This is a genomic window from Synechococcus sp. BIOS-E4-1 (assembly GCF_014279995.1).
In the GTDB taxonomy this organism is placed as follows: domain Bacteria; phylum Cyanobacteriota; class Cyanobacteriia; order PCC-6307; family Cyanobiaceae; genus Synechococcus_C.
The window spans coordinates 2107893-2128582 of the sequence record NZ_CP047935.1; the positions used below are offsets into that span (position 1 = coordinate 2107893).

A 20690-nucleotide genomic window follows, 5' to 3' on the forward strand; every position below is an offset into this window, starting at 1 on the left:
AGAAGAGATTGGCTTATCAATTAATGCCCCCTGCTGAACCCACTCAAAGGACCTAATCTTAACCAAATGGATCAGAATAGATCAGGTGAAGCAATGGTCAGCTTCCAGACTGAGACTTCAGCAGCTTCTCTGCTTTTGTAACCTCTTTTTTGTAATCCTGAGGCAAGTCCTTTCCACAACGAACGCCGACGACAGGCAATAATTGCATCGCCAGACCATTGGCAACTTCCTCAGAAGTCAAAGCCTGTCCGTTCTTGACCCCTGAAATTTTGGAACCGTTGACTTCCTTGATGTAGCTCACCATCGGCACCATGTTGGCCTGCATTGCAGTCAAGAATGGAACCTTGCTTTTTGACAAAATGCACATGTTGATCGAAGCAACTGAAACCATTCGCTCGATTTCAATCGCTGTCGCCGGGGATTTCGCTCCACCTGCCCCTTGAGCGAACGCAATGGAAGAATTGAGAGGAAGCGCTGCGACCAGCAGAACAGTTCTGAACGCCTTGGAAAGACTGGGACGGGGGATACGCACTGACAGACTTAGGGGAGCGGTCCCATGCTGCCTCATACCAGCTGAAAATGGCTAGGTATTTGTTGCGACAAGATCAATCCCAGACCAACCGCGGAGTGCTCAAAATCTGGGTATGCAGTGTTTCCAAGCCGAGAACAGAACAAAATTGATTCCTGTGTTGACAGATCGGCACCCAGATCAAGCCACTAGAAAGCGGTCAAATTTTGATGCATAGCTGATCACAAGCAAACATCTCGAGCAACACCTGACGGATTCACGCCATGTGGCTGGCTTGGATCAGATGACAAGCAGCTGCAACAAAGCTGTGAATCTTGATCAAGCCTTGTTCAAGGCCTCAGCAAGATCCAAACAAAAGGCCGTTCAAAGCGCGACAGGAGAATCTGTCACCAGAGAACCGCGAAAGACCTCGCCAACGGGAATGCCTGGGAACCAGGCGAGAACGCCTTGGACTGCACAACTCAATTCGAGTCAATTGGAGCCGAAGCATCTTCAAGACGGGTTTCGTGGTGATGTTCCACGATTTCCAGATCACCTTTCTGCCAGCTGTAGATGGCTCGCGATCGGAAACGATCCTGATCAATCAGACGTGTGTATTCCTGGACATCCCAGTCGAGGTAATGCGATTCGAACACCACCTCGTGTTCATCCACCTGACGAATCCTCGTTCGTGACTCGACTTCTTCGAGATAGGCACGACTACGCAGCAACTGGTGTCCCATCAGTGTTGCTTCCATCACCCCTTCACGCTGATAACGGGGTTTGCGATCAAAGAAATCTGTTTCGTGTTCCGGCCACCAGCTCATGCGGTAGTGAGGATTGCCCACCCTCGATTCCGCAAAGATCTCCACCCGGATCATCATGTCCAGGAACAGGACCTCCTCATTTTTGAAAACGTATTGACGTCGTGACCGCCAAAGGCCCAGGTTTCGTGCAAACCAACGCCTGAGATTGCTGTCGAGATAAACCCGCTGCGAAGCCGGAGACTCACCGTCCGGGGGTGGAGCACCACGGCTTTCGACAGGGAGAAGGGCCATGCAAAGTCCTGACTGACAACAGTCTGTTCAAAATCATCTTAGCGGTTCTGCTGACCTTTGCAAAAACCCATAAGGTAAGGCTCATCTTTTGGAGCAACACCTGGTGGGCGGGATCGATCCCACACCACGTCAGCAGCTGACTCTGCTCCTGGTCGCAGGTCGTCACCATCTCTCCAGCGGGGATCTGCGTTCGCTGATCCAGTTCCTGGAACAGGAGGACTGCGGTTTTGACGTGACACTCCAGGTTGCTGATCCTGTCGAGCACCCGGAACTGCTGGAACTTCACCGGTTGGTTGTCACACCTGCTCTGGTGAAGCTGCAACCCATGCCAAAGCAGGTCTTTGCAGGTAGCAGCATTTTCCAGCAACTACGCGGCTGGGTGCCTCGATGGCAGCAGGATGAGGTCGTGAGCGGACTGGGCCTGAGCCTCAAGCCCACCGAGCTGGACGGAAGTCGTACTCAGCGGGAGCTTCAACTGGAGGATCAGCTGTTGGTTCTGCGGCAGGAGAATGAAACGCTGATTGATCGTCTGCAATCTCAAGAACGCCTTCTGAGAATGGTGGCGCACGAACTTCGCACGCCCCTGACGGCAGCGACGCTGGCACTGCAGAGCCAGCAACTGGGTCAGATCGATCTCAATCGATTCCGCGACGTCCTGAAGCGACGGCTCGATGAGATCGCACTTCTCTCCAAAGATCTGCTGGAGGTGGGAAGCACACGCTGGGAAGCTCTTTTCAACCCCCAGCGACTTGACCTGGCCAGCATTGCCGCAGAAGCAATTCTTGAACTGGAAAAGCTCTGGCTCGGTCGAGACGTGACCATCAACACAGACATTCCAGCCGATCTGCCACTGGTCTTCGCGGATCAGCGGCGCATGCGTCAGGTGCTGCTCAATCTTCTTGAGAACGCTCTGAAATACACCCAGGACGGCGGCACAATTGCACTCGCCATGGTGCATCGCACCAGTCAATGGGTGCAGGTAAGTGTCAGCGACAGCGGTCCTGGCATCCCCGAAGCAGAACAGCAACGCATTTTTCTGGACCGTGTACGACTTCCCCAAACCTCAGGAGGAACATCGGGCTTCGGAGTGGGGCTCTCCGTTTGCCGACGAATCGTTGAAGTTCATGGTGGACGCATCTGGGTTGTCTCAGAACCAGGAAAAGGAGCCTGCTTCACCTTCAATGTCCCTGTCTGGCAAGGACAAGGACAGGAAAACTTGATCACTGCCTTGACGGAGGGTCAGTCGGAACCGTAATTTCATTTGGTGCTCGGGAGAACACCTGAGAGCACGGCCTCGCCCCCATCGTCTAGAGGCCTAGGACACCTCCCTTTCACGGAGGCGACAGGGGTTCGAATCCCCTTGGGGGTATTGATTGATTTGCTTTTCGCAGCAAAACATCTCTAGCATGAATGTTTTTTATGACAATTGATCAGCTTCTGAGGGCCTCATTTAAGTGCCCCAAAAGGCTCAAGTAGAGAGAACCTTTCAGGCCTCACCGAAACGCCGGATAGTTTCTTCTTCAACCGCTAGAAGGTTGTCATTGAGGTCTTGTCGCAAGCGTTGCTCGATCAGTGCAACGGGCATGCCCTGACATCCCTGAACAGTGAGTTCGTACAGCACCAGAGTTTGATCAGGAACAGCCTTCAAACGCCAGGCACCTTCAAAACGACGAAAATCACCTTTCAGCATTCTGAACTGAAGCAATCCTTCTGGACGATGCTCCGTGAGTTCAAGCTGGACTTCAGCTGAAAATTTCAGGCCTAAAACCAGTTGCTGACTGCCAACCTGAGCGAGAGTAACTCGATTTCCTGAACGCTCAATCAGCTTGCTACGGCTGAGATTGGGGATGAATTTGCTAAGCCCTTCGTAGTCAGTGAGCACCTGCCAAAGGTTGTCCACTGTCTGATCCGTTCGCAGCTGAACAGCCAAGCGACGAACGCCCTGTGGCAGACGCTCAACAGTCTGTTCAATCGTCTGCTGACGACCTCTGGTTGCTCGCTGAAGGGTCGGCAAGGAGTCGTCGAAGTTCAACCTGAAAAAGGTAACAACGGAATCTTAAAGAAAGTCAGGCTGAAGGTCAGACCGCAATCTGATGTGAGGGTCTGAACGACTTGGGCTTGCTCTTGATGACACGACTATGATCGCGCGATCTTTCAAGGGAACAGACATTCCATGCGTGTCAGCTCGGCGGGTACCAGCAGCTACAACGAACGGATGTTCACGCTGGTCGTTGTCTGGCTGCAGGCCGGCAAACACCTTCGATCGGAAGAGCGAATCACCGTTTCCTACGACCGCCTGCAAACCACTGTTCAGACCATTAATGGCAGAGGTGGCCGGATTCAGTCTGTGATTCCAAACAATGAGCCGATCCAGGCAGGTGCACAGGCTACAAAAGCTACAATCGCTAAAGCTGTTGCTGCCAAGGCTTCTTCCTCGAAGGCTCCCGCCTCGAAGAGTTCTGCCAAGCAGGCTGAAAAACCGGCAGCCGCAAAGGCTCCCGCTAAGCCTGCCTCCAAAGCAGCTGCATCTAAAGCTCCCACCAAGCATGTAACCAAAGTGGATGCTTCCAAGGCTCCTGCAAAGTCTGCTCACCAATCGGTTCCCGTCAATCTCTACAAACCCAAAACCCCTTTTGTCGGAACCGTTCTAGGCAATTACAGCCTTCTGCAGGAAGGGGCGATTGGACGCGTTCAGCACATCACATTCGACCTCAGTGGGGGTGATCCCCATCTTGAGTATGTCGAAGGCCAGTCGATCGGCATTATTCCTGAAGGGACCGACGCCAAAGGCAAGCCGCACAAGCTTCGTCTCTACTCAATTGCCAGCACACGCCATGGAGATGACATGGCGGGCAAAACCGTTTCCCTTTGCGTCCGACAGCTCGAATACCAGAACGAAGCCGGAGAAGAAATCAAGGGTGTCTGCTCCACTTATCTCTGTGACATCAACCCTGGAGACAAAGTCAAGATCACAGGTCCTGTAGGCAAGGAGATGCTTCTTCCTGAAGATGAGGATGCCAACGTCATCATGTTTGCCACTGGCACCGGCATCGCCCCAATGCGGACCTATCTGCGCCGCATGTTTGAATCCGGCGAACGTGACAAAAACGGCTGGAAGTTCCGAGGCAAGGCTTGGCTGTTCATGGGTGCACCTAAGACGCCAAACCTCCTTTACGACGACGATTTCGAAAAGTATCAGGAGGAATTTCCTGACAACTTCCGCTACACGAAAGCCATTAGTCGCGAGCAGAAAAACACCAAGGGGGGTCGCATGTATATCCAGGACCGAGTCCTGGAGCACTCCGATGAAATCTTCTCGATGATCGAAGATCCCAAGACTCATGTCTACATGTGTGGATTACGTGGAATGGAACCTGGCATCGATGAGGCCATGACAGCTGCTGCATCCTCCAAGGGGCTGGATTGGGCAGAGCTGCGTCCTCAGCTGAAGAAAGCCGACCGCTGGCACGTTGAGACTTATTGAGTCTTCAGGGTCTGATTCCCGACAAAAGCCCACCTTTCGGTGGGTTTTTTTTTTGTTTTGGTTGTCCCGAGACGACGACAAAACATGGCGGGATGTTCTGGAGCACTGTCAGCACGGGGATTCCTGGTTAAACCTTCGTCAGAGCTTCCAGTGTCATGAGCGCAACGATGACAAACCCGCTGAGGGTCGGCCTGCGTCAGGAGCGAGTGATCGCCCCCCAATGCCTGGTGATCTTCGGAGCAAGTGGTGACCTCACGCATCGCAAGTTGGTGCCAGCGTTGTTCGAGCTGTTCAAACAGCGCCGCCTGCCAAGTGAATTCGCATTGCTGGGATGTGCTCGGCGCCCATGGAGTGATGAGGAATTTCGCCAAAAGATGGCAGAAGCCATGGAGACCACGGTGAATGAGAACCGTGCGGCCTGGGAGCAGTTCTCGGCTGGCATGTTCTACGAACCGGTGGATCTTCAGCAACCTGAGGACCTGGTGAAGCTCGGTCACCGACTCGACGAGATCGACAGATTGCGAGCCACCCGCAGCAATCGCACCTTCTACTTATCAGTCTCTCCGAAGTTCTATGGCAGCGGTTGTCGTGCTCTGGCTGATGCAGGCCTGCTGAAGGATCCGCAACGCAGTCGTGTGGTGATCGAAAAGCCCTTCGGCAGGGATTACGGCAGTGCTCAAACCCTGAATCGGGTGGTGCAAAGCTGCGGACAGGAAAATCAGATCTTTCGGATTGACCACTATCTGGGCAAGGAAACAGTCCAGAACATCATGGTTCTGAGGTTTGCCAACACCATCTTCGAGCCGATCTGGAACCGGAACTACATCTCAAGTGTTCAGATCACGGCGGCGGAAACGGTCGGTGTTGAGGAACGGGCCGGCTACTACGAAACATCAGGCGCCCTCAGGGACATGGTGCAGAACCACCTGACCCAGATGCTGGCGATCACAGCCATGGAAACACCTGGACGCTTTGACCCTGAAGCCATCCGCAGTGAAAAGGCGAAGGTTCTTCAGGCAGCACGGCTGGCAGATGAAAACGAACCCTGGAACTGCTGCATCCGTGGTCAGTACGGCCCTGGTGGGACCCAGGACTCACCCCTGCCCGGCTATCGCCAGGAACATGGCGTGGATGCCAACAGCACGACAGAAACCTATGTGGCGATGAAACTGTTCATCGACAACTGGCGTTGGCAGGGTGTGCCCTTCTATGTGCGCACGGGTAAACGACTGCCCAAGCGTCTCAGCGAGGTCGTGCTCACCTTCAGAGAAGCGCCGGTGCACCTTTTTGATGCCGCGGGTGGAGGTCCGACCGCCAATCAACTGGTTTTGAGAATTCAACCCGATGAAGGTGCTGAATTCCGTTTTGAAGTGAAGTCTCCGGGTTCCGGAATGCGCAGCCGACCAGTCGAGATGGAATTTTCCTACGACGAATCGTTCGGAGAGCCATCCGATGAGGGCTATGTCCGACTGCTGGCCGACGCCATGCTCGGCGATCCCACGCTGTTCACTCGCAGTGATGAGGTGGAAGCGGCCTGGCGGCTCTACACCCCTCTTCTGGAGCTGATTGAAGACAGCCCCTGGCAGCTGCCGATCCACCCCTATGAGTCAAGAACCTGGGGACCGGCTGCATCCGATGCCCTTCTTGCCCGCGATGGCCTGCTCTGGCGTCGTCCTTGACCAGATCCGACTGATCACAACCTGTCCCAATTAACTGGCTGCACCATGTCCCCCCAGCTCACGCTTCAAACCCCTCTCGAACTACCACCCTCTGAGGTACCTGGCTACCTAGAGCAACTCTGGTCGCGGGATCAGCCCAACAACGTCGGAGCTCACACCTTCTGCCTGCTCGTCTGGCAACCGGCCTGGGTTGAGCAACAACTGGTGCGCACGGGCCGCCTGGATGGACCGATCACCGGCGTTCAGAGATCGCAGCTGATTGCCGCAGGACGTCAGGCAGTTGTGGATGGCGATCTGCCCATCAGCACGCCACCGCTCACAGGAGCCGTGGCGACTTGCCTCAGCCAAATGGACGGAGGGCATACCAGCGAGGATCTGCGCGGCCAGCACGTGGATGCAGCTCTCAGCAACCTGCGCCCGCGGCGACTGATCACTCTGGCGCCAAGCCTCGATTCAGAACAGCCCCTTGAAACCCTGGTGGCTGCATACTGCCCGCTTCCTGAAGAAGGCGGTGGAACGGTCGCCTGCGGAGATGTGGTGGTGTTGCGTGGAGGCAAGCCTGCGCTGCAGCAGGGGCTCACAATTCTCGATCCTCTGTTGCCGGAGGAACTCCCCTCCTGGGTGTGGTGGAACGGAGCCCTCGATGAAGCCCCTGAGCTTCTGCAACAACTTGCCAGCTCACCACGAAGGCTGATTCTCGATTCCGCCCTTGGAGAACCTGGTTTCTGCCTCAACCTGCTGGCCTCAAGGATCGAAGCAGGGCAGGCGGTCAACGATCTCAACTGGCTGCGGCTTGGCAGCTGGCATCAAACCCTGGCCATGGTCTTCGATCCACCGCATCGCCGCGATGCACTTGGTCACGTGGTTCAACTCGACATTGATGTCGAAGGCGACCATCCAGTCCAGGGACTCCTTCTGGCATCCTGGATTGCCGACCGTCTGAGCTGGGAGCTGCAGCACACCCAGCGCAACTCGGACCAGAGCATCAGCGCCAACTTCAGGCGCCCTGATGGCACTGATGTTCAGATGCGGGTGTCGCCGGTTCCCATGGGGCAACCCAGCATTCATCCCGGTCAGATTGTGGGGCTGCGCCTGATCTGCAAGCCGGACAACCAGCCTGCGATCTGCGTGATTCTCTGCGCTGAATCCGGAGGCTGCATGCGACTGGAAGCGGGTGGAATGGCCAGCATGGAACTGATTGAGGAAGTGGTTCCGGTGCAGCATTCCCCAGTGGAGGCGGATGTGTCTCGCCAGCTGGAAGGAGGCCATGACTCCACCAACCCACTGCTCGCTTCTGCGGCCCCACTAGCTGCCAAGCTGATCAGCTGAATCCCAGCTAAGCGGGGTCTCTCCTGTAGCTCCGCTCAAACCATCTCCGCTCACACCATGGCCTGCGTGATCGCTGCTCCGGCCAGCGGCAGCGGAAAAACTCTGCTGAGCCTCTGCCTGATTGCCTGGGCCCGCCAACTTGGGCACAGCATTCAGCCCTTCAAGGTCGGACCCGACTATCTCGACCCACAGCTGCTTTCGCTGGCGGCAACACAGCCCTGCCGAAATCTGGATCTGCCCCTTTGTGGAGAGCACTGGGTTCAGCTCAGTTTCAACGGTTATGGCGGGCGTTCTGACATGACCCTGGTTGAGGGCGTGATGGGACTGTTCGATGGCATTGGAGCCAGCTCCGAGGGGAGTACAGCCGAAGTGGCGGTGAACCTGGACATTCCGGTGGTGCTGGTGGTGGATGCCGGAGGTCAGGCACGTTCACTCGGAGCTCTGGTTCGAGGCTTCAGAGATCTCGATCCACGCCTCAACCTTGCTGGCGTTGTGCTGAATCGTGTGAGCAGTCCCAGACATCGGGAGCTGCTTGAGGAGGTGCTCACGGACATCGGCGTGCAATGCCTGGGCTGCCTACCGAAAGATCCCAGCCTGGAGCTGCCAAACCGGCATCTGGGTCTTGCTCCGGCCCATGAACTGAGCTGCCTGCAAAAGCGACTGGGTCACTGGGCTTCTCTGGCAAAGCAGCACCTCAACATGGACGTGTTTCGCACGCTCCTGCAGTCACCCAAGCGCGGTCCGGATCCGATTCAAAGTCTCTTCTTCCCAGCACCGGAGAGCTCACAACAACACGTTCTGCCCGTCGCCGTCGCACAGGATGAGGCCTTCCACTTCCGCTACCCCGAGATGCAGGAGTGCCTGGAGCTGCTGGGGATGCCGGTGCTGTCCTGGAGTCCTTTGAGCGATGCCGCTCCACCAGCAGAGGCGACCGGCCTGATCCTGCCTGGAGGATTCCCGGAGCTGCATGCAGAGCAGCTGAGTGAATGCAAGATAACCTTCTCATCGCTGCACGCATGGATTCGCGATAAGCCGATTTACGCCGAATGCGGAGGGATGCTGCTGCTGGGTCGAGGTCTGGCAGGTCCAGATGGAACTCTGCACACGATGGCTGGTCTGTTGCCGTTTGAAGCCAGACGCGGAAGGCTGCAGGTGGGCTACAGGCTGCTAGAGGCAAGAACAGACAGCCTGCTGTTGCGCAAGGGTGAAAGGCTCAGGGGCCATGAGTTCCACCGCTGGCAACTGTGCAGTGAATCAGATGAAAGCGTTGGCAGCTTTGGGCCGCTGTGGCAGGTTGAAGGATGGAAAGTTGAGCGCAGAGCAGAGGGATGGAACCTGCCCAATCTCCACGCAAGCTGGGTCCACCTCCATTGGGCAGGATCCTCGATGATCCCCTGCAGATGGCGCGCCGTGCTCGGCTTCGCAGCGAAGCGGAACGTCGCCGCTTTGTGACCCGCAGCACCCGGCAACGGTCAGTCACCCTTCAGGAGCGCTGGCGTTTTCTCGTGGAAGGCACCGTTCAGGGCGTTGGGTTCCGGCAGGCCTGTCGGAGACGTGCTCTGGAACTGGGTCTCAGCGGTTGGGTCAGAAATCTCGATGACGGCAGAGTGGAAGTGCAAGCCGAAGGCGATCAGCTCCCCCTCAACGAACTGAGGCTTTGGTGTGAACAGGGTCCGAGCGAAGCGAGGGTTCGTCATGTCAGGCCCTGTCAGATGCCAATCACCGGTGCCGACTGGTTTGAGATCCGTCACTGACAACGAGGTCGCAAGCGATTGCAGCGATTGCAGGCGAAGCCAAATCAATCCCTGAAGGTCACAATCTGGAAAGAGACGGCTCCTTCTGGCCATGACAAAACAACGCCAGCTCTGGCTCCTTCGCCATGGAGCCACCGAGTGGGCTCGCAACGGACGTCACACAGGTAACACCGACCTTCCTCTGCTTCCAGAGGGAGAAGACGAGGCACGTCAACTGGCTCCTGTGCTGAGCCAGCAGAACTTTGCTGCCGTCTTCAGCTCACCTCTGCAACGCGCGCGCCAAACCTGCGAGCTCGGCGGACTGGGCGCAAACATGATGGTGATGAAGGAGTTACTGGAATGGAATTACGGTGATTACGAGGGCATCACCACTCCGGAGATTCAGCGCACGGTGCCGGACTGGAGCGTCTTCAGCCATGGCTGTCCCAATGGCGAAGACGCTGAGGCCGTGCAAAAACGCTGCGAAACCGCGATTCGGATTGCCTTGGAATCGCCTGGGAATGGAGATGTGGCGCTGTTTGCCCATGGGCATATTCTGCGGGCCTTGGCCGGAACCTGGCTTGGACTGGGAGCCGTGGGCGGCAGGCTGCTGATGTTGAGCACCGGAAGTATCTGTGTGCTTGGTTTCGAGCATGGAAAGCATGCGATTGTGCGCTGGAATGCGCCTGCTGACGGCCGGTTCTGATGAGCGACACAACCCTCTGGGCGGAACTGCTGGCCTATGGCACCGGCATTGGCCTCTCGCCGATCCATATCGCCGTTCTCCTACTGCTGCTCTTGGGTCCGAACCCGATCAAAAGAGGCGGATGGTTCGTCGCGACCTGGGTGATCACCACACTTCTTGCCGCCACGCTGCTGGTGACGGTGGGGCATTCCCTTGTGCTGGACATGAGTCATGGCTCCCATCACCGCACGGGCCTGGATCTGCTGGCGGGCGGAGCGCTGGTCGCCATCGGTGGACGGGAACTGATCAAATCCTTTACCGAGGGTTCGGAGCCGCCGTCCTGGACCAAAGGCATCGACCGTTTCCTGGCCATGCCGCTGCCGCTGCTGTTGTTGTTGGGTTCCGTCGGAGAATTCATCAGCCCCGACGACATCGTGCTGTTCGCCAAGTCAGCCGGTGTGGTTCTGTCCGCGCAGTTGCCCACCTGGCAGGAAGCAGTCGGCCTGGCTGCTTTCACATTCGGAGCAAGCCTGTTTCTGCTCACCCCTTTCTTGGCCGTGGTCATCGGCCGCGAGAATGTCGTTCCACTTCTCGAAAAAGGGAAAGAGGTGTTGTTTGCCCGTGGAAGCCTTCTGGTTGGTGGGGTGAGTCTCGGACTCGGGATCTACCTGGGATGGCAGGGCGTCAGTGGCATGACTGTGATCTGAAACGAATCACATGCCTTCAGAAGTCAAAGCCATGACCGACTAGCCCATCCCGCGCAAAGCCTTGCTCCAGGAGGCTGCATTGCGTTGGCTGTCACCCACCAAATAAACCCCATGCCTGGCGCGACTGACGGCCACATAGGCCAGCTGTTGATGAAAAACCCGCCGATCAGGAGCGAGGCGATCAAGGCTGCGCGGGAACACATCATCAGCGACAAAAACCTCACCAAAGCTGCTGCCCTGACTGCGATGCACCGTGAGCACAGCAGCAGGCCCAAGCGATGCGAAAGCATCCCTCACCAGGAAGTAGCGGCGCCACAGCGGTCGCCCGCCACGTTTCCCCGCATTCCTTGCGTCCTGAGCCAGACGCTTCAGCAGTGCATCCAGGTGTTCCCTCGCCTGGCTGCCGGAGGGAGGCTGAAGGCGCAGGTTGAGCTCAAGCTCACCGCTGCGAACCTTGGCGTTGAGGGTCTCGATCACCGGAGCGCCAAGACCGGCCAGTGACATCTGGGCTTCACCGGCAACTCCGAACTCCGCCAGATCGCAGCGTTCCGGCGACACGTCTTCAACAACGAGTTCTCGATTGGAACCCAGCACCAGGTCGGGATCTTCACCGGTCTCGCCCCCGTCGCTGGACGCCGGTGCCATCACCGCTGTACGCGTGATCAACACCTCACCCGGCAAAACGGCCATCTGATCCGCCATCTCTCCATGAATGGCCCTGCGGGCATGGGGCACCAGGGCCTCCAGACGGCGATTGGTGTAGCAGAGGATTCTTGCTGCATCAGGGTTATCAGAGGCCGCGGCCTGACGCAGACCCTCCTGCGCACGCGACAACCAGTCGCCTCTGCTCAGCACACCCACCTGACCCAGATTCGAGCGCACGGGTGGCAGCAGCGGCGGAACTTCGCAGGGCAAGCGACCGTCGCGCAGGCAGCTGGCGAGCTGAAGGACTGGACCCTGATGACGAACCACCTCGCACAGACAGGCAGAAACAGCACGTTTCATGCCGAACACCGGGCTTTCGCTTTCACCCACCGGTGGCAACTGGGCAGGATCTCCCACAAAGACCAGTCGTGTCTTAAACGGGTGAGCACACTGCAAGGCGATCGAGAGCAACGAGCTATCGACCATCGAGGCCTCATCGACCAGCACCAGCCCGAGATGCTCCAAAGCTGCCGCGGTTTGTTCGGTGGATTCACACAGCTCCCGATCACCCTGTCGCTTGAGCTTCAGACGCAGCAAGCGGTGGATTGTGGAGGGGTACCAGGTGGGCTGAAGACCTTCAAGGTTGAGGGCCTGTCGTAAAACCCCAACAGCTTTATGGGTTGGTGCCACAACGGTCCAGCAGAGACCGCTGCTTTCCACCTGCCTCAGCAAACGCATCGACAGGAAGGTCTTGCCGCTGCCGGCATAGCCGCTGAGAACGAAAGGAAGGCTTGCATCCTTCTGCTGCAGCCAGTCGGAGAAGGCCTCTGCCGCCTTGTTTTGATCCTCGGTGAGGCTCAGTTCAGCGTGGGGAAATGATGTCACCCCAGAGCGTTGGTGATCAGTTGCGTCAATTGAAGCGGTGATCCCAGAAAATCGAGACCAAGCAAAGCAATTGTGGGGCCCAGCAAGCTTCCGACCAGCACTTCCGTTCGGGAATGTCCAAGCCGTTGCTTGAGTGGTTTCTCGAAGGGTGTCTTCCAGAGAGACTCCGGCAAGGCATTGACCCGTTCAGCGGTGAAACCGGCAGCACGCCTCACACCGCTGGCGTCATACATCACCACGAACGCCACAGTGGCGGCAAGGGCAAAAACAGAAGAGGCGAATCCCTCCTGCCAGCCCACCGCTGCGGCCGTCCCACTCACAAGTGCTGCATGACTGGACGGCATCCCACCGGTTTCGAACAGAACCGCAGGCCTCCAGCGGCGAAAGACGACGAGTTCAATCAGCAACTTCGACAGTTGAGCTAGTCCGCAAGCTGCAAGCCCCCAGGCCAGAACTCCATTGTCCAGAATCTGAAGGGGGATGCTTAGAGAGACGTCATCCATGCTCAACGATCCCTGCTGGCCACGTAATCGGCCAGAGCCAGCAGAGGTTGGGCCTTGTTTTTCCAAGGCTGCAGAGCGGCTTTAGCCTCTTTCACCAATTCCAGGGCTCGGGTTCTCGAAGGCTCCAGTCCGAGCAGTTTTGGATAGGTGGTCTTGTCCGCCAATAGATCCTTGCCCGCCGTCTTGCCCAGGACTTCACTGCTGGCAGTGACATCGAGAATATCGTCCACAATCTGGAACGCCAGGCCGATGCCATTGGCGTAGGTGCGCATGGCCTGCACCTGGGCATCACTGGCGCCACCGATCAAGGCGCCCGTGACCACGCAGGCTCTCAGCAGCGCAGCGGTCTTATGCAGATGGATGTATTCCAGCGTCTCGAGGTCGACCTGCTTGCCTTCGCATTCGAGATCAACCACCTGTCCGCCCACCAGGCCAGGCGCTCCCGAGACCATGGCGAGCTCTCCGACCACCTTCACCAACCTCTCGGCAGGCACATCGGCACTGCGCACCGCCACCATCTCGAAAGCGCGGCTGAGCAGAGCATCACCGGCGAGAATGGCCATGGCATCGCCGTAGACCTTGTGATTGGTGGGTCGACCACGCCTCAGATCGTCGTTGTCCATCGCCGGCAGATCGTCATGGATCAGCGACATGGTGTGGATCATCTCGACCGCCACCGCAGTTGGCATGGCCAGCGAGGCATCACCACCCACCAGCTCACAGGCTGCAAGACAGAGAATCGGGCGAAGTCGCTTGCCTCCAGCCAGCAGGGAATAGCGCATCGCATCCCTGAGAGATTCCGGCCGTTCAGGCCCCATCGAGGCGTCCAGGGCGGCTTCGACCCGCTCGCGGGACTGGTTCAAATAAGCCTTGAAATCAAAGCTCTGCTGAAGCTCACCCGGCGGCGGAACGCCTTCAGGGCTGGTCGCCGTGGCGGTCATGGGGAGCGTAATGCTGGGCGAATTCTGTCAGGCCGACGGGCCCGCAAGCACCATCAGATGATCAAGTCAGCCAGATCGTGATCGACCCCGTGGCGACGGCACCAGGCCACAACGGTGTTGACCAGCAGCATCGTGACGGTCATGGGGCCAACGCCTCCGGGCACGGGCGAGAGCGCTGCGGCAATGGGTTCCAGCTCTGCGGCCTTGACATCACCACAAAGACCACCCTCAGGACGGCGGTGGATCCCAACATCGACCACAACCGTGCCGGGGCTCACATGCTCGGCTCCCAGCATTTCCGGACGACCGGCCGCTACAACCAGAATATCTGCCTGACGAGTGAGGGCAGCGAGATCCACGGTGCGCGAATGCGCAATGGTCACCGTTGCGTTCGCGGCCTGAAGCATCAATGCCATGGGCTGCCCCACCAGAATGCTGCGTCCGACCACCACGGCACGACGCCCCGCAGCATCGATGTCAGCACTGCGCAGCATGGCCATCACACCGGCTGGAGTGCAGCTGCGGGGGCCCTGCTCACCCTTGAGCAACCGGCCCAGATTCAGCGTATGCAGACCATCGGCATCCTTTTCAGGATTAATTGCTGCCAGCAGAGGGGTTTCATCGAGTCCCTGCGGAAGGGGAAGCTGCAACAGGATCCCATCCACCCTGGGGTTGTCATTCAACGCACGGATTGCCTCCAGCACCTGCTCAGCCGAAGCATCTGCGGGAAGGTGAGCTCCATAACTCTCAACGCCGATGCGGGCACAGGCCTTTTCCTTGTTAGCCACGTAGACAGCACTGGCTGGATCATCACCCACCCGCAGAACAGCCAACCCCGGGGGGCGACCGGCGGACTGACTCGCGGATTGGATCTGAGACTGCAGCCTCAGCTCGAGCGTCTTGGCCAGGGCCTTGCCATCCAACCTGAGGGCCATTGACATCCGATGCACTTGAATCCAGCATGCCGCTCCGGCAGAGCTAGCGTCTGTACTGGATGCTCCCGGCTGACTTGCGTTCGCATCGCCTTGCACGTCTCTGGAGGTCCTGGCTGAGGAGCGAATCACCGCGTCGACCTGTGCTGCGCTGGAACCGGCTGCAGAAAGCCACACTGCTGATCCTCTGTGTCCTGGTGGCACTGGTTTCCAGCTGGCCCTGGCTGGTGGAGCCCGACCTGCGACCAGGTCTGGCGGCCCCCTTCGATGCAGTGGCACCAAAAAACGCAAGAGTTGTTGACAGCGAAGCTCTGGAACAGAGGCGTTCAAGCCTGGGATCCAGCACCGTCGTTCAGGTTCTGGATCCTCAGGAAAATGAGCAGATCCGCATGCGGCTGGAGCGACACCTCAGCGAATTGGAGCGTGTTGCCAAAAGCAATGACGCCGAGCGCATCGGGCCTGTGAATCTGTCTCCGGATGAGCAGCTCTGGCTGGAAAAACGAACCCAGGATGAGCGTCGGGACTGGGACATGGTTCTGCGCCGTGCGCTCGACAGGATGTTGAGTCAGGGGCTTGTCAATACCCTGGCTCAGGAACAGCTTCGACGGGCCAGCGACCTGCAGCTCGAAGACCTGAACACAGTCACGAAACCAGGTCGCAGTCTGGGCAGCAAGGTGCTGACCACCACGCTTCAGGGTGCCAGCAACCTGCAAACCGATCCGGTGAGGAGCCAGCGACTGATCGAGGACCTGATCACCCAACAAGGCATCCCCACCATTGAGGTGAATCGAGGCGATCTCATCACCCGCAAGGGGGAGTCGATCAGCTCACAGGCCTATGACGTCCTCGATTTCTTCGGGATGGTGAATCGCCGCCCGAAGCTGGGCATCTGGATCACTCGGTTCACAGAAGCACTGGCCAGCTGTGGGGTTCTGCTGCTGGTCATGCGCCGAGAACGTCCATGCTTGGAGGCACCCCATGGCCTGCTCGCTCTGGGGCTGTTGCTGCTGAGCCAGGCCTGCAAACTGTGGTTCGGCGCCTCAGTGAGCCCTCTGGCTGTGATCGTGCCGCCCACTCTTCTCCTGGCTCAGGGCCTAGGCACAACCTGTGCTCTGGCCTGGATGGCTGTAGCCAGTCTTCTCTGGCCCACACCGGTCACAGGCCTTGGCGAAGGGCGCCTGCTGATTGCCGCAGCCACGGCCACCGTGGCTGCCTTACAGGCAGGTCGTCTGCGCAGCAGAGCCCAGCTGCTGCAACTCGCTGTCTTGCTGCCGGTGGGCGCATGGCTGGCTGAGCTGGTGCTGATGAGCCGAGATGGCCAACCGCTTGCAGGAACATGGATTCGCCTGCCATCCGATGCCGGTGAACTCGCATCGGAAGCTCTGCTGCTTGGGCTGGCGATGATGCTGACGATCCTGATCATTCCTCTGCTGGAAAGTTCCTTTGGGTTGCTGACAAGAGCGCGATTGATGGAACTTGCCGATCAGGAACGTCCATTGCTGCGGCGGCTCTCCTCAGAGGCCCCTGGCACCTTTGAACACACACTGATGATCTGCGGTCTGGCCGAGGAGGGTGCGCGGTCGATCGGCGCTGATGTCGACCTGATCAGAACAGGCTCGCTCTATCACGATGTGGGCAAGCTTCATGCCCCCAACTGGTTCATCGAAAATCAGACCAGTGGAGAGAATCCGCACACTCAGCTGAACGACCCTTTGGCCAGCGCTGGAGTGCTCCAAGCACACGTTGATGAAGGGCTGAAACTGGCACGACGACACCGGCTTCCTCGGCCCATTGCCGACTTCATCCCTGAACATCAGGGCACGTTGCGAATGGGTTATTTCCTGCATCAAGCCCGTCAGCAGAACCCTCACATCTCGGAGAAACGCTTCCGCTATCACGGACCGACGCCTCGCTCCAAGGAGACAGGGATCATGATGCTGGCGGATGGATGCGAGGCAGCGCTGCGCTCACTGCCGCCTGACACAAGTGATCAGGAAGCTCGTGACACGGTCAAACGGATCGTGGAAGCACGAATCAGCGACGGCCAACTCAGCCAGAGCAGCCTCAGTCGGGCCGAACTGGAGCTGGTCATGCAGTCGTTCGTCCGCGTTTGGAGAAGAATGCGTCATCGCCGCATTCCCTATCCCATTCCGGCAAAGCGCAGCTTCTCCGCTTGAGCCCCATACGCCTTTACCCCGTACGCCCTTGCCCCTACGCCCGTGCCCAGAAGGGGAGTGCAGAGCGCACACGAACCCTTCGATGGTCAAAAGGGTCCTGAAAACTCAGCGCATAAGCATGCAGATGCATCGGGCCGGGCGCGTCGGAGGAGGTGTAAATGCGATCAGCACAGATGGGGGCATCCACGGCAGCCAGATGAGCACGCAACTGATGGGAACGCCCGGTCAGAGGCCGCAACCAAAGGCGCGTGCAATCGGTTGACGGCGTCCACTTGCGCCAGAGCGTGCAACAGGGCTTGCCATCAGGGTGCGGTCCATAAACAGGCGGCTGTCGCTGCAGTCTGGCCAGGGGAAGCTGAATGCTTCCTCGCCTGCCTGACAAGGGCCTGACCACATCAGCGAGATAAAGCTTCTGAACTCTGCGGACAGCAAACAGAGCACTGAGCGACCGCAGGCTGCTCTGATTTCTGGCCACAAGGATGAGTCCAGACGTATCCCGATCGAGGCGATGCACCAACCGAAGCTCAGGGCAGCAGCCCTGAAGTCGTGTGATGAGGGAATCGCTTTGATGGCAACCGAGGCCAGGCTGACTCAGCAGGCCGGATGGCTTGTCGACCACCAGATACTGAGGCTGTTCGAGCACAAGTGAACAGCCCGCGAGCTGAGGAAGCTTTGCCGCCAAGACATCAAAGCCTGACGCCACGCCTGTGGGCAGGGCGGCACCAGTAGATCAGCGCCAGCACATTGATCAACCCAAGCAAGACAGGTCCCAATCCCATCGTCTGCGGCTCCAGCCCCAGAACCAGGCGAACGAGGCCATAGGGGATGGCTCCTGCAAGGCTCATCGACAGAGCCACAATCGCCAGAATCACTCCCCAGCGTCGCTGCGCCAGCAGGCCTGCTGAAGCCACAATGCCCACAATCGCAGCAGGCCAAGCCAGAGAAAAGGCGACGGTGATGTTCGTAATAGCAATGCCGGATGAGGTCCCTTCTCGAAATGCCAGGAGACCGATCACTGGCAGCGCGATCAGGTTGGCCACCAGGCCGAGCCAGGTCATCAACCAATAGCCGTTGAGCCGCGGACCCATGGAGAGATGCCACACATCTGCACACCGTAAGGTCCGTGCCCCATCCAGCTGGGCGCGTTTCGCTCGGACGAGCAAGCTGATCCAGCTTCGGATGGGGGACCGCTCAGGGCTGAGATCCAAAAGCAGCAGGGGGTTGAATCACCTTGCGATCACTCAGACGTTCGGCGCAGAAACTGCGAAACAGAGCTTCCACTTCATCGGGAGGCATCCCCTGCACTAGACGTGCCTCAATTTCATCGCGGCGCTGCGACTGGTGATAAAGACGCAGCTCCTGGAAGGTGGTTGTGGATTGAGCCTCGATGCGCGCTAGGGCATTGCCGACCTGGTGATCAGCGAGCAACGGCCCGCCATGACAGTGCTGCATGACATGGGCTGATTCGTGGGCGAGGACCACCCAGACCTGCCTTGGATCGTCCTCGATGTTGTTGGCACAAAGCAGCAGGGCATTACGAGGGGCATGAAAGGCACCCAGAAGGGCCGACGGACAATCCTTGGCCACCAGAGTGTGGGTCCCCGCTCGACGAATGAGAGCGGCATAGCTTCCGATCCTGTCCCAGGTCTCAGCCTTGGACGATCCGGAGAAGAAAGGAGCGACCAGAGTCAGCACCAGCACAGTAAAGGCACGCACTCGAACCGACAGAGCCAGACCCAACAAACCATCCTCTCCAGTTCCTGGTCTCATTCAAGACACGCTGGACGCAAATGGCATCCCTCCCGCCGCAATTCACGGCATCAGGCGATTCACGCTGTTCACCTTGTCGCGAAACGACTGGATGCGATCAATGCGCGTGTTGACGCGCAGCGTGGCGTGAACCCGCGGCACTCCTTCCTGGTGCAGGCGCTCATGGCAGGCTTTCACACAAGCGAAGACCTCATCCCAGTCCCCTTCGATGGCTGTGCCATCAGGTCCGAGCTGATGATCCAGCCCGGAGGCGTTGATCACCTGTTGACACAATGCAATGGAAGGTCCTAGCGACACACCAACCCCCAGTGGGACCAGACACAGATCAACGCTGACCCGCATGAGTCGCTCCGCAAACCCCTTAATGGTTGAACCGGATCAAACAAGGATGCAAGCGAGGCGGCTCACGACACTCGACGCATCCGCAGGAGCACGCCCAAAACAATCCCTCGAGCAAACAATTTCTCAGGGAGCCCCGACACCACTCCCGGACTCCAAAAGGCAGGCACTGGGATAACCAAGAGTGCGCCATTCCCCGCAGCGGGTCTGCACTTCCAAAGCAATCCCACGCTGAACCACCGACATCGAACGCCCCTGCCCAGCGCACCAGCGGCTGGCCGCCGCTTCCGCCGCCGCGATCGATTCATAGGGAGCGTCTAAAACCGGATGCGGTTGCCCGTCCAGTGCCACAAGTCTGTACAGGAGGCAACCAGACTCAGGCATAGGTCCACTTTTACATCTGTCTACAGTGTTCCACGGTACAGGGGGATGCGCCATCCCGGAGCATGTGCCTAGCCCTCGTTGCGCGATGCCAAGCCAAGCTCTCACTGACGCCTACGGAACACTTCTGAGCCGCGCTCCCGCGCCTCTGTTCGCACGAGCAAGACAGCTCTATCTCAACAAATACTGCCTGGATGGACGGACGACCCAGAGCAAACTGCGCCTGTTTGTCATGCAAGAGACCCTCGATGAACGCGTGGAAACCGATCAGGATGCAGGCCCTCTCGGCAGGATTGCCACACTTCAATCCAGCACGGAGGAACTGGCGCTCGTGAACTGGCAGCGGGACGAGCACCCTGGGCAGACGTTGATTGAGACATACCTCCAGCAAAGCTGGCAGTTGCGACCCTCTCTGGTCACTGCAATCGAAGAACCCTGGTTCCGCAACAGCGGCTTCCAACTCCGCATCACCTTGCAGCAGCCCCTGACCTGGGTCCGGAGCAGCCGATATCAGGAGATTGATAATCAGTCAGGCAAAGGAAAACCCACGAAAAGCTGAAGTCACCGTTACCAGCTGCACAAAGCTGGCTAGGCAGAGTTCATGTCTCGCAGAGATTCATGATGAGATCTTCACTGCTTGAGCGGTATGTTCTGCGCTATGCGAACTCAGGTCATTACCTGCGGGTCAACGACGAAAGCCAGGAAATTGAGCGCAGCTCCAGCCCTGAATCAGCATGGGAGTTTCATACTCATGAAGGAGCAGTGACACACGCACTCTGGATCGGTGAAGTCTTTGGCCAGACGCCCGACGTGGTGAAAATGGTTTGAAGATGTTGGGGAAACTGTTTCCAGACAAAGCGCTGTGATCTCACTCAGCACCTCTTCTCCTTGTTTGAGCAGCATGAAATCAAGTGTGTTCAATGCCTTGGCTCCA

The 20690-nt window shown here is 58.1% G+C and carries 23 protein-coding genes and 1 tRNA gene; 12 read left to right on the forward strand and 12 right to left on the reverse strand.

Going from position 1 to position 20690, the window contains the following annotated elements; genetic code table 11:
- Positions 1-97 precede the first annotated feature (97 nt).
- Together SynBIOSE41_RS11405 and SynBIOSE41_RS11410 are read right to left on the reverse strand one after the other, a co-directional pair.
- Complete coding sequence (locus tag SynBIOSE41_RS11405; protein WP_186537995.1) at positions 98-532, reverse strand: hypothetical protein; 435 nt, start codon at positions 530-532, stop codon at positions 98-100.
- Between the two features lie 458 nt (positions 533-990).
- Positions 991-1566, reverse strand: coding sequence for a hypothetical protein (locus SynBIOSE41_RS11410; protein ID WP_186537996.1), 576 nt, complete (start codon positions 1564-1566; stop codon positions 991-993).
- Positions 1567-1669: 103 nt separating this feature from the next.
- Between SynBIOSE41_RS11410 and SynBIOSE41_RS11415 the strand changes: the two genes are divergently transcribed.
- On the forward strand, positions 1670-2821 hold the full coding sequence (locus SynBIOSE41_RS11415; protein WP_186541126.1) for a histidine kinase: 1152 nt from the start codon (positions 1670-1672) through the stop codon (positions 2819-2821).
- A gap of 41 nt (positions 2822-2862) precedes the next feature.
- Positions 2863-2935: transfer RNA gene (locus SynBIOSE41_RS11420), tRNA-Glu, on the forward strand.
- Positions 2936-3052: 117 nt separating this feature from the next.
- On the opposite strand, the gene SynBIOSE41_RS11425 is transcribed toward SynBIOSE41_RS11420, so the two are convergent.
- Positions 3053-3580 (reverse strand): SRPBCC family protein, encoded by a 528-nt coding sequence (locus tag SynBIOSE41_RS11425; RefSeq protein WP_186537997.1) that lies wholly within the window; start codon positions 3578-3580, stop codon positions 3053-3055.
- Between the two features lie 159 nt (positions 3581-3739).
- Between SynBIOSE41_RS11425 and SynBIOSE41_RS11430 the strand changes: the two genes are divergently transcribed.
- The 7 genes from SynBIOSE41_RS11430 (at position 3740) to SynBIOSE41_RS11460 (ending at position 11183) form a co-directional block, all read left to right on the forward strand.
- Complete coding sequence (locus tag SynBIOSE41_RS11430; protein ID WP_186537998.1) at positions 3740-5050, forward strand: FAD-binding oxidoreductase; 1311 nt, start codon at positions 3740-3742, stop codon at positions 5048-5050.
- Positions 5051-5205: 155 nt separating this feature from the next.
- A complete protein-coding gene (gene zwf, locus SynBIOSE41_RS11435) occupies positions 5206-6729 on the forward strand; it encodes a glucose-6-phosphate dehydrogenase (protein WP_186537999.1) in 1524 nt (507 codons plus the stop codon).
- A gap of 45 nt (positions 6730-6774) precedes the next feature.
- Positions 6775-8058, forward strand: coding sequence for a glucose-6-phosphate dehydrogenase assembly protein OpcA (locus SynBIOSE41_RS11440; protein WP_066909864.1), 1284 nt, complete (start codon positions 6775-6777; stop codon positions 8056-8058).
- Positions 8059-8115: 57 nt separating this feature from the next.
- On the forward strand, positions 8116-9510 hold the full coding sequence (locus SynBIOSE41_RS11445; protein ID WP_186538000.1) for a cobyrinate a,c-diamide synthase: 1395 nt from the start codon (positions 8116-8118) through the stop codon (positions 9508-9510).
- Positions 9459-9812, forward strand: coding sequence for an acylphosphatase (locus SynBIOSE41_RS11450; RefSeq protein ID WP_066909870.1), 354 nt, complete (start codon positions 9459-9461; stop codon positions 9810-9812). Before SynBIOSE41_RS11445 ends, SynBIOSE41_RS11450 begins: the two co-directional genes overlap by 52 nt.
- 91 nt (positions 9813-9903) lie before the next feature.
- The gene (locus SynBIOSE41_RS11455; RefSeq protein ID WP_186538001.1) at positions 9904-10497 is read left to right on the forward strand and encodes a histidine phosphatase family protein; all 594 of its coding nucleotides are present in this window, start codon (positions 9904-9906) and stop codon (positions 10495-10497) included.
- Positions 10497-11183 (forward strand): GAP family protein, encoded by a 687-nt coding sequence (locus SynBIOSE41_RS11460; RefSeq protein WP_066909876.1) that lies wholly within the window; start codon positions 10497-10499, stop codon positions 11181-11183. Before SynBIOSE41_RS11455 ends, SynBIOSE41_RS11460 begins: the two co-directional genes overlap by 1 nt.
- A gap of 39 nt (positions 11184-11222) precedes the next feature.
- On the opposite strand, the gene SynBIOSE41_RS11465 is transcribed toward SynBIOSE41_RS11460, so the two are convergent.
- The 4 genes from SynBIOSE41_RS11465 to folD are packed head-to-tail and all read right to left on the reverse strand — an operon-like array spanning position 11223 to position 15092.
- On the reverse strand, positions 11223-12713 hold the full coding sequence (locus tag SynBIOSE41_RS11465) for an ATP-dependent RecD-like DNA helicase (protein ID WP_186538002.1): 1491 nt from the start codon (positions 12711-12713) through the stop codon (positions 11223-11225).
- Positions 12710-13216 carry a divergent PAP2 family protein gene (locus SynBIOSE41_RS11470; protein ID WP_186538003.1) on the reverse strand — a complete coding sequence of 169 codons (507 nt, stop codon included), beginning with the start codon at positions 13214-13216 and terminating at the stop codon, positions 12710-12712. The genes SynBIOSE41_RS11465 and SynBIOSE41_RS11470 overlap by 4 nt, the downstream gene beginning before the upstream one ends.
- A gap of 2 nt (positions 13217-13218) precedes the next feature.
- A complete protein-coding gene (crtE, locus tag SynBIOSE41_RS11475) occupies positions 13219-14157 on the reverse strand; it encodes a geranylgeranyl diphosphate synthase CrtE (protein WP_186538004.1) in 939 nt (312 codons plus the stop codon).
- A gap of 53 nt (positions 14158-14210) precedes the next feature.
- A complete protein-coding gene (folD, locus tag SynBIOSE41_RS11480; protein ID WP_186541128.1) occupies positions 14211-15092 on the reverse strand; it encodes a bifunctional methylenetetrahydrofolate dehydrogenase/methenyltetrahydrofolate cyclohydrolase FolD in 882 nt (293 codons plus the stop codon).
- 59 nt (positions 15093-15151) lie between these two features.
- Here folD and SynBIOSE41_RS11485 point away from each other — a divergent pair, with 59 nt between their 5' ends.
- Positions 15152-17266, forward strand: a complete 2115-nt coding sequence (locus SynBIOSE41_RS11485) for an HDIG domain-containing metalloprotein (protein WP_186538005.1) — start codon at positions 15152-15154, stop codon at positions 17264-17266.
- Positions 17267-17300: 34 nt separating this feature from the next.
- Here SynBIOSE41_RS11485 and SynBIOSE41_RS11490 read toward each other — a convergent pair whose 3' ends face one another.
- The 5 genes from SynBIOSE41_RS11490 to SynBIOSE41_RS11510 form a co-directional block, all read right to left on the reverse strand.
- Positions 17301-17948 carry an RluA family pseudouridine synthase gene (locus SynBIOSE41_RS11490; protein ID WP_255475735.1) on the reverse strand — a complete coding sequence of 216 codons (648 nt, stop codon included), beginning with the start codon at positions 17946-17948 and terminating at the stop codon, positions 17301-17303.
- A 4-nt stretch (positions 17949-17952) separates the two neighbouring features.
- A complete protein-coding gene (locus SynBIOSE41_RS11495) occupies positions 17953-18354 on the reverse strand; it encodes a hypothetical protein (RefSeq protein ID WP_186538006.1) in 402 nt (133 codons plus the stop codon).
- A 103-nt stretch (positions 18355-18457) separates the two neighbouring features.
- Positions 18458-19036, reverse strand: coding sequence for a hypothetical protein (locus tag SynBIOSE41_RS11500; protein WP_255475736.1), 579 nt, complete (start codon positions 19034-19036; stop codon positions 18458-18460).
- A 42-nt stretch (positions 19037-19078) separates the two neighbouring features.
- On the reverse strand, positions 19079-19378 hold the full coding sequence (locus tag SynBIOSE41_RS11505) for an MTH1187 family thiamine-binding protein (protein WP_066909896.1): 300 nt from the start codon (positions 19376-19378) through the stop codon (positions 19079-19081).
- 123 nt (positions 19379-19501) lie between these two features.
- Entirely contained in the window at positions 19502-19759 is a 258-nt protein-coding gene (locus tag SynBIOSE41_RS11510; RefSeq protein WP_186538007.1) for a hypothetical protein, read from the reverse strand.
- Between the two features lie 85 nt (positions 19760-19844).
- On the opposite strand from SynBIOSE41_RS11510, the gene SynBIOSE41_RS11515 reads away from it, so the two are divergent.
- Entirely contained in the window at positions 19845-20315 is a 471-nt protein-coding gene (locus tag SynBIOSE41_RS11515) for a hypothetical protein (RefSeq protein ID WP_186538008.1), read from the forward strand.
- Between the two features lie 62 nt (positions 20316-20377).
- Entirely contained in the window at positions 20378-20584 is a 207-nt protein-coding gene (locus tag SynBIOSE41_RS11520; protein WP_066909905.1) for a hypothetical protein, read from the forward strand.
- Positions 20585-20690: the final 106 nt, after the last annotated feature.

Bases quoted from the DNA above. Each gene is read 5' to 3' on its own strand.
- SynBIOSE41_RS11410 (WP_186537996.1), bottom strand. From the start codon at position 1,566: ATGGCCCTTCTCCCTGTCGAAAGCCGTGGTGCTCCACCCCCGGACGGT.
- SynBIOSE41_RS11430 (WP_186537998.1), top strand. From the start codon at position 3,740: ATGCGTGTCAGCTCGGCGGGTACCAGCAGCTACAACGAACGGATGTTC.
- zwf (WP_186537999.1), top strand. From the start codon at position 5,206: ATGAGCGCAACGATGACAAACCCGCTGAGGGTCGGCCTGCGTCAGGAG.
- SynBIOSE41_RS11440 (WP_066909864.1), top strand. From the start codon at position 6,775: ATGTCCCCCCAGCTCACGCTTCAAACCCCTCTCGAACTACCACCCTCT.
- SynBIOSE41_RS11445 (WP_186538000.1), top strand. From the start codon at position 8,116: ATGGCCTGCGTGATCGCTGCTCCGGCCAGCGGCAGCGGAAAAACTCTG.
- SynBIOSE41_RS11450 (WP_066909870.1), top strand. From the start codon at position 9,459: ATGGCGCGCCGTGCTCGGCTTCGCAGCGAAGCGGAACGTCGCCGCTTT.
- SynBIOSE41_RS11455 (WP_186538001.1), top strand. From the start codon at position 9,904: ATGACAAAACAACGCCAGCTCTGGCTCCTTCGCCATGGAGCCACCGAG.
- SynBIOSE41_RS11460 (WP_066909876.1), top strand. From the start codon at position 10,497: ATGAGCGACACAACCCTCTGGGCGGAACTGCTGGCCTATGGCACCGGC.
- SynBIOSE41_RS11470 (WP_186538003.1), bottom strand. From the start codon at position 13,216: ATGGATGACGTCTCTCTAAGCATCCCCCTTCAGATTCTGGACAATGGA.
- crtE (WP_186538004.1), bottom strand. From the start codon at position 14,157: ATGACCGCCACGGCGACCAGCCCTGAAGGCGTTCCGCCGCCGGGTGAG.
- folD (WP_186541128.1), bottom strand. From the start codon at position 15,092: ATGGCCCTCAGGTTGGATGGCAAGGCCCTGGCCAAGACGCTCGAGCTG.
- SynBIOSE41_RS11485 (WP_186538005.1), top strand. From the start codon at position 15,152: ATGCTCCCGGCTGACTTGCGTTCGCATCGCCTTGCACGTCTCTGGAGG.
- SynBIOSE41_RS11495 (WP_186538006.1), bottom strand. From the start codon at position 18,354: ATGGGTCCGCGGCTCAACGGCTATTGGTTGATGACCTGGCTCGGCCTG.
- SynBIOSE41_RS11500 (WP_255475736.1), bottom strand. From the start codon at position 19,036: ATGAGACCAGGAACTGGAGAGGATGGTTTGTTGGGTCTGGCTCTGTCG.
- SynBIOSE41_RS11505 (WP_066909896.1), bottom strand. From the start codon at position 19,378: ATGCGGGTCAGCGTTGATCTGTGTCTGGTCCCACTGGGGGTTGGTGTG.
- SynBIOSE41_RS11510 (WP_186538007.1), bottom strand. From the start codon at position 19,759: ATGCCTGAGTCTGGTTGCCTCCTGTACAGACTTGTGGCACTGGACGGG.
- SynBIOSE41_RS11515 (WP_186538008.1), top strand. From the start codon at position 19,845: ATGCCAAGCCAAGCTCTCACTGACGCCTACGGAACACTTCTGAGCCGC.
- SynBIOSE41_RS11520 (WP_066909905.1), top strand. From the start codon at position 20,378: ATGAGATCTTCACTGCTTGAGCGGTATGTTCTGCGCTATGCGAACTCA.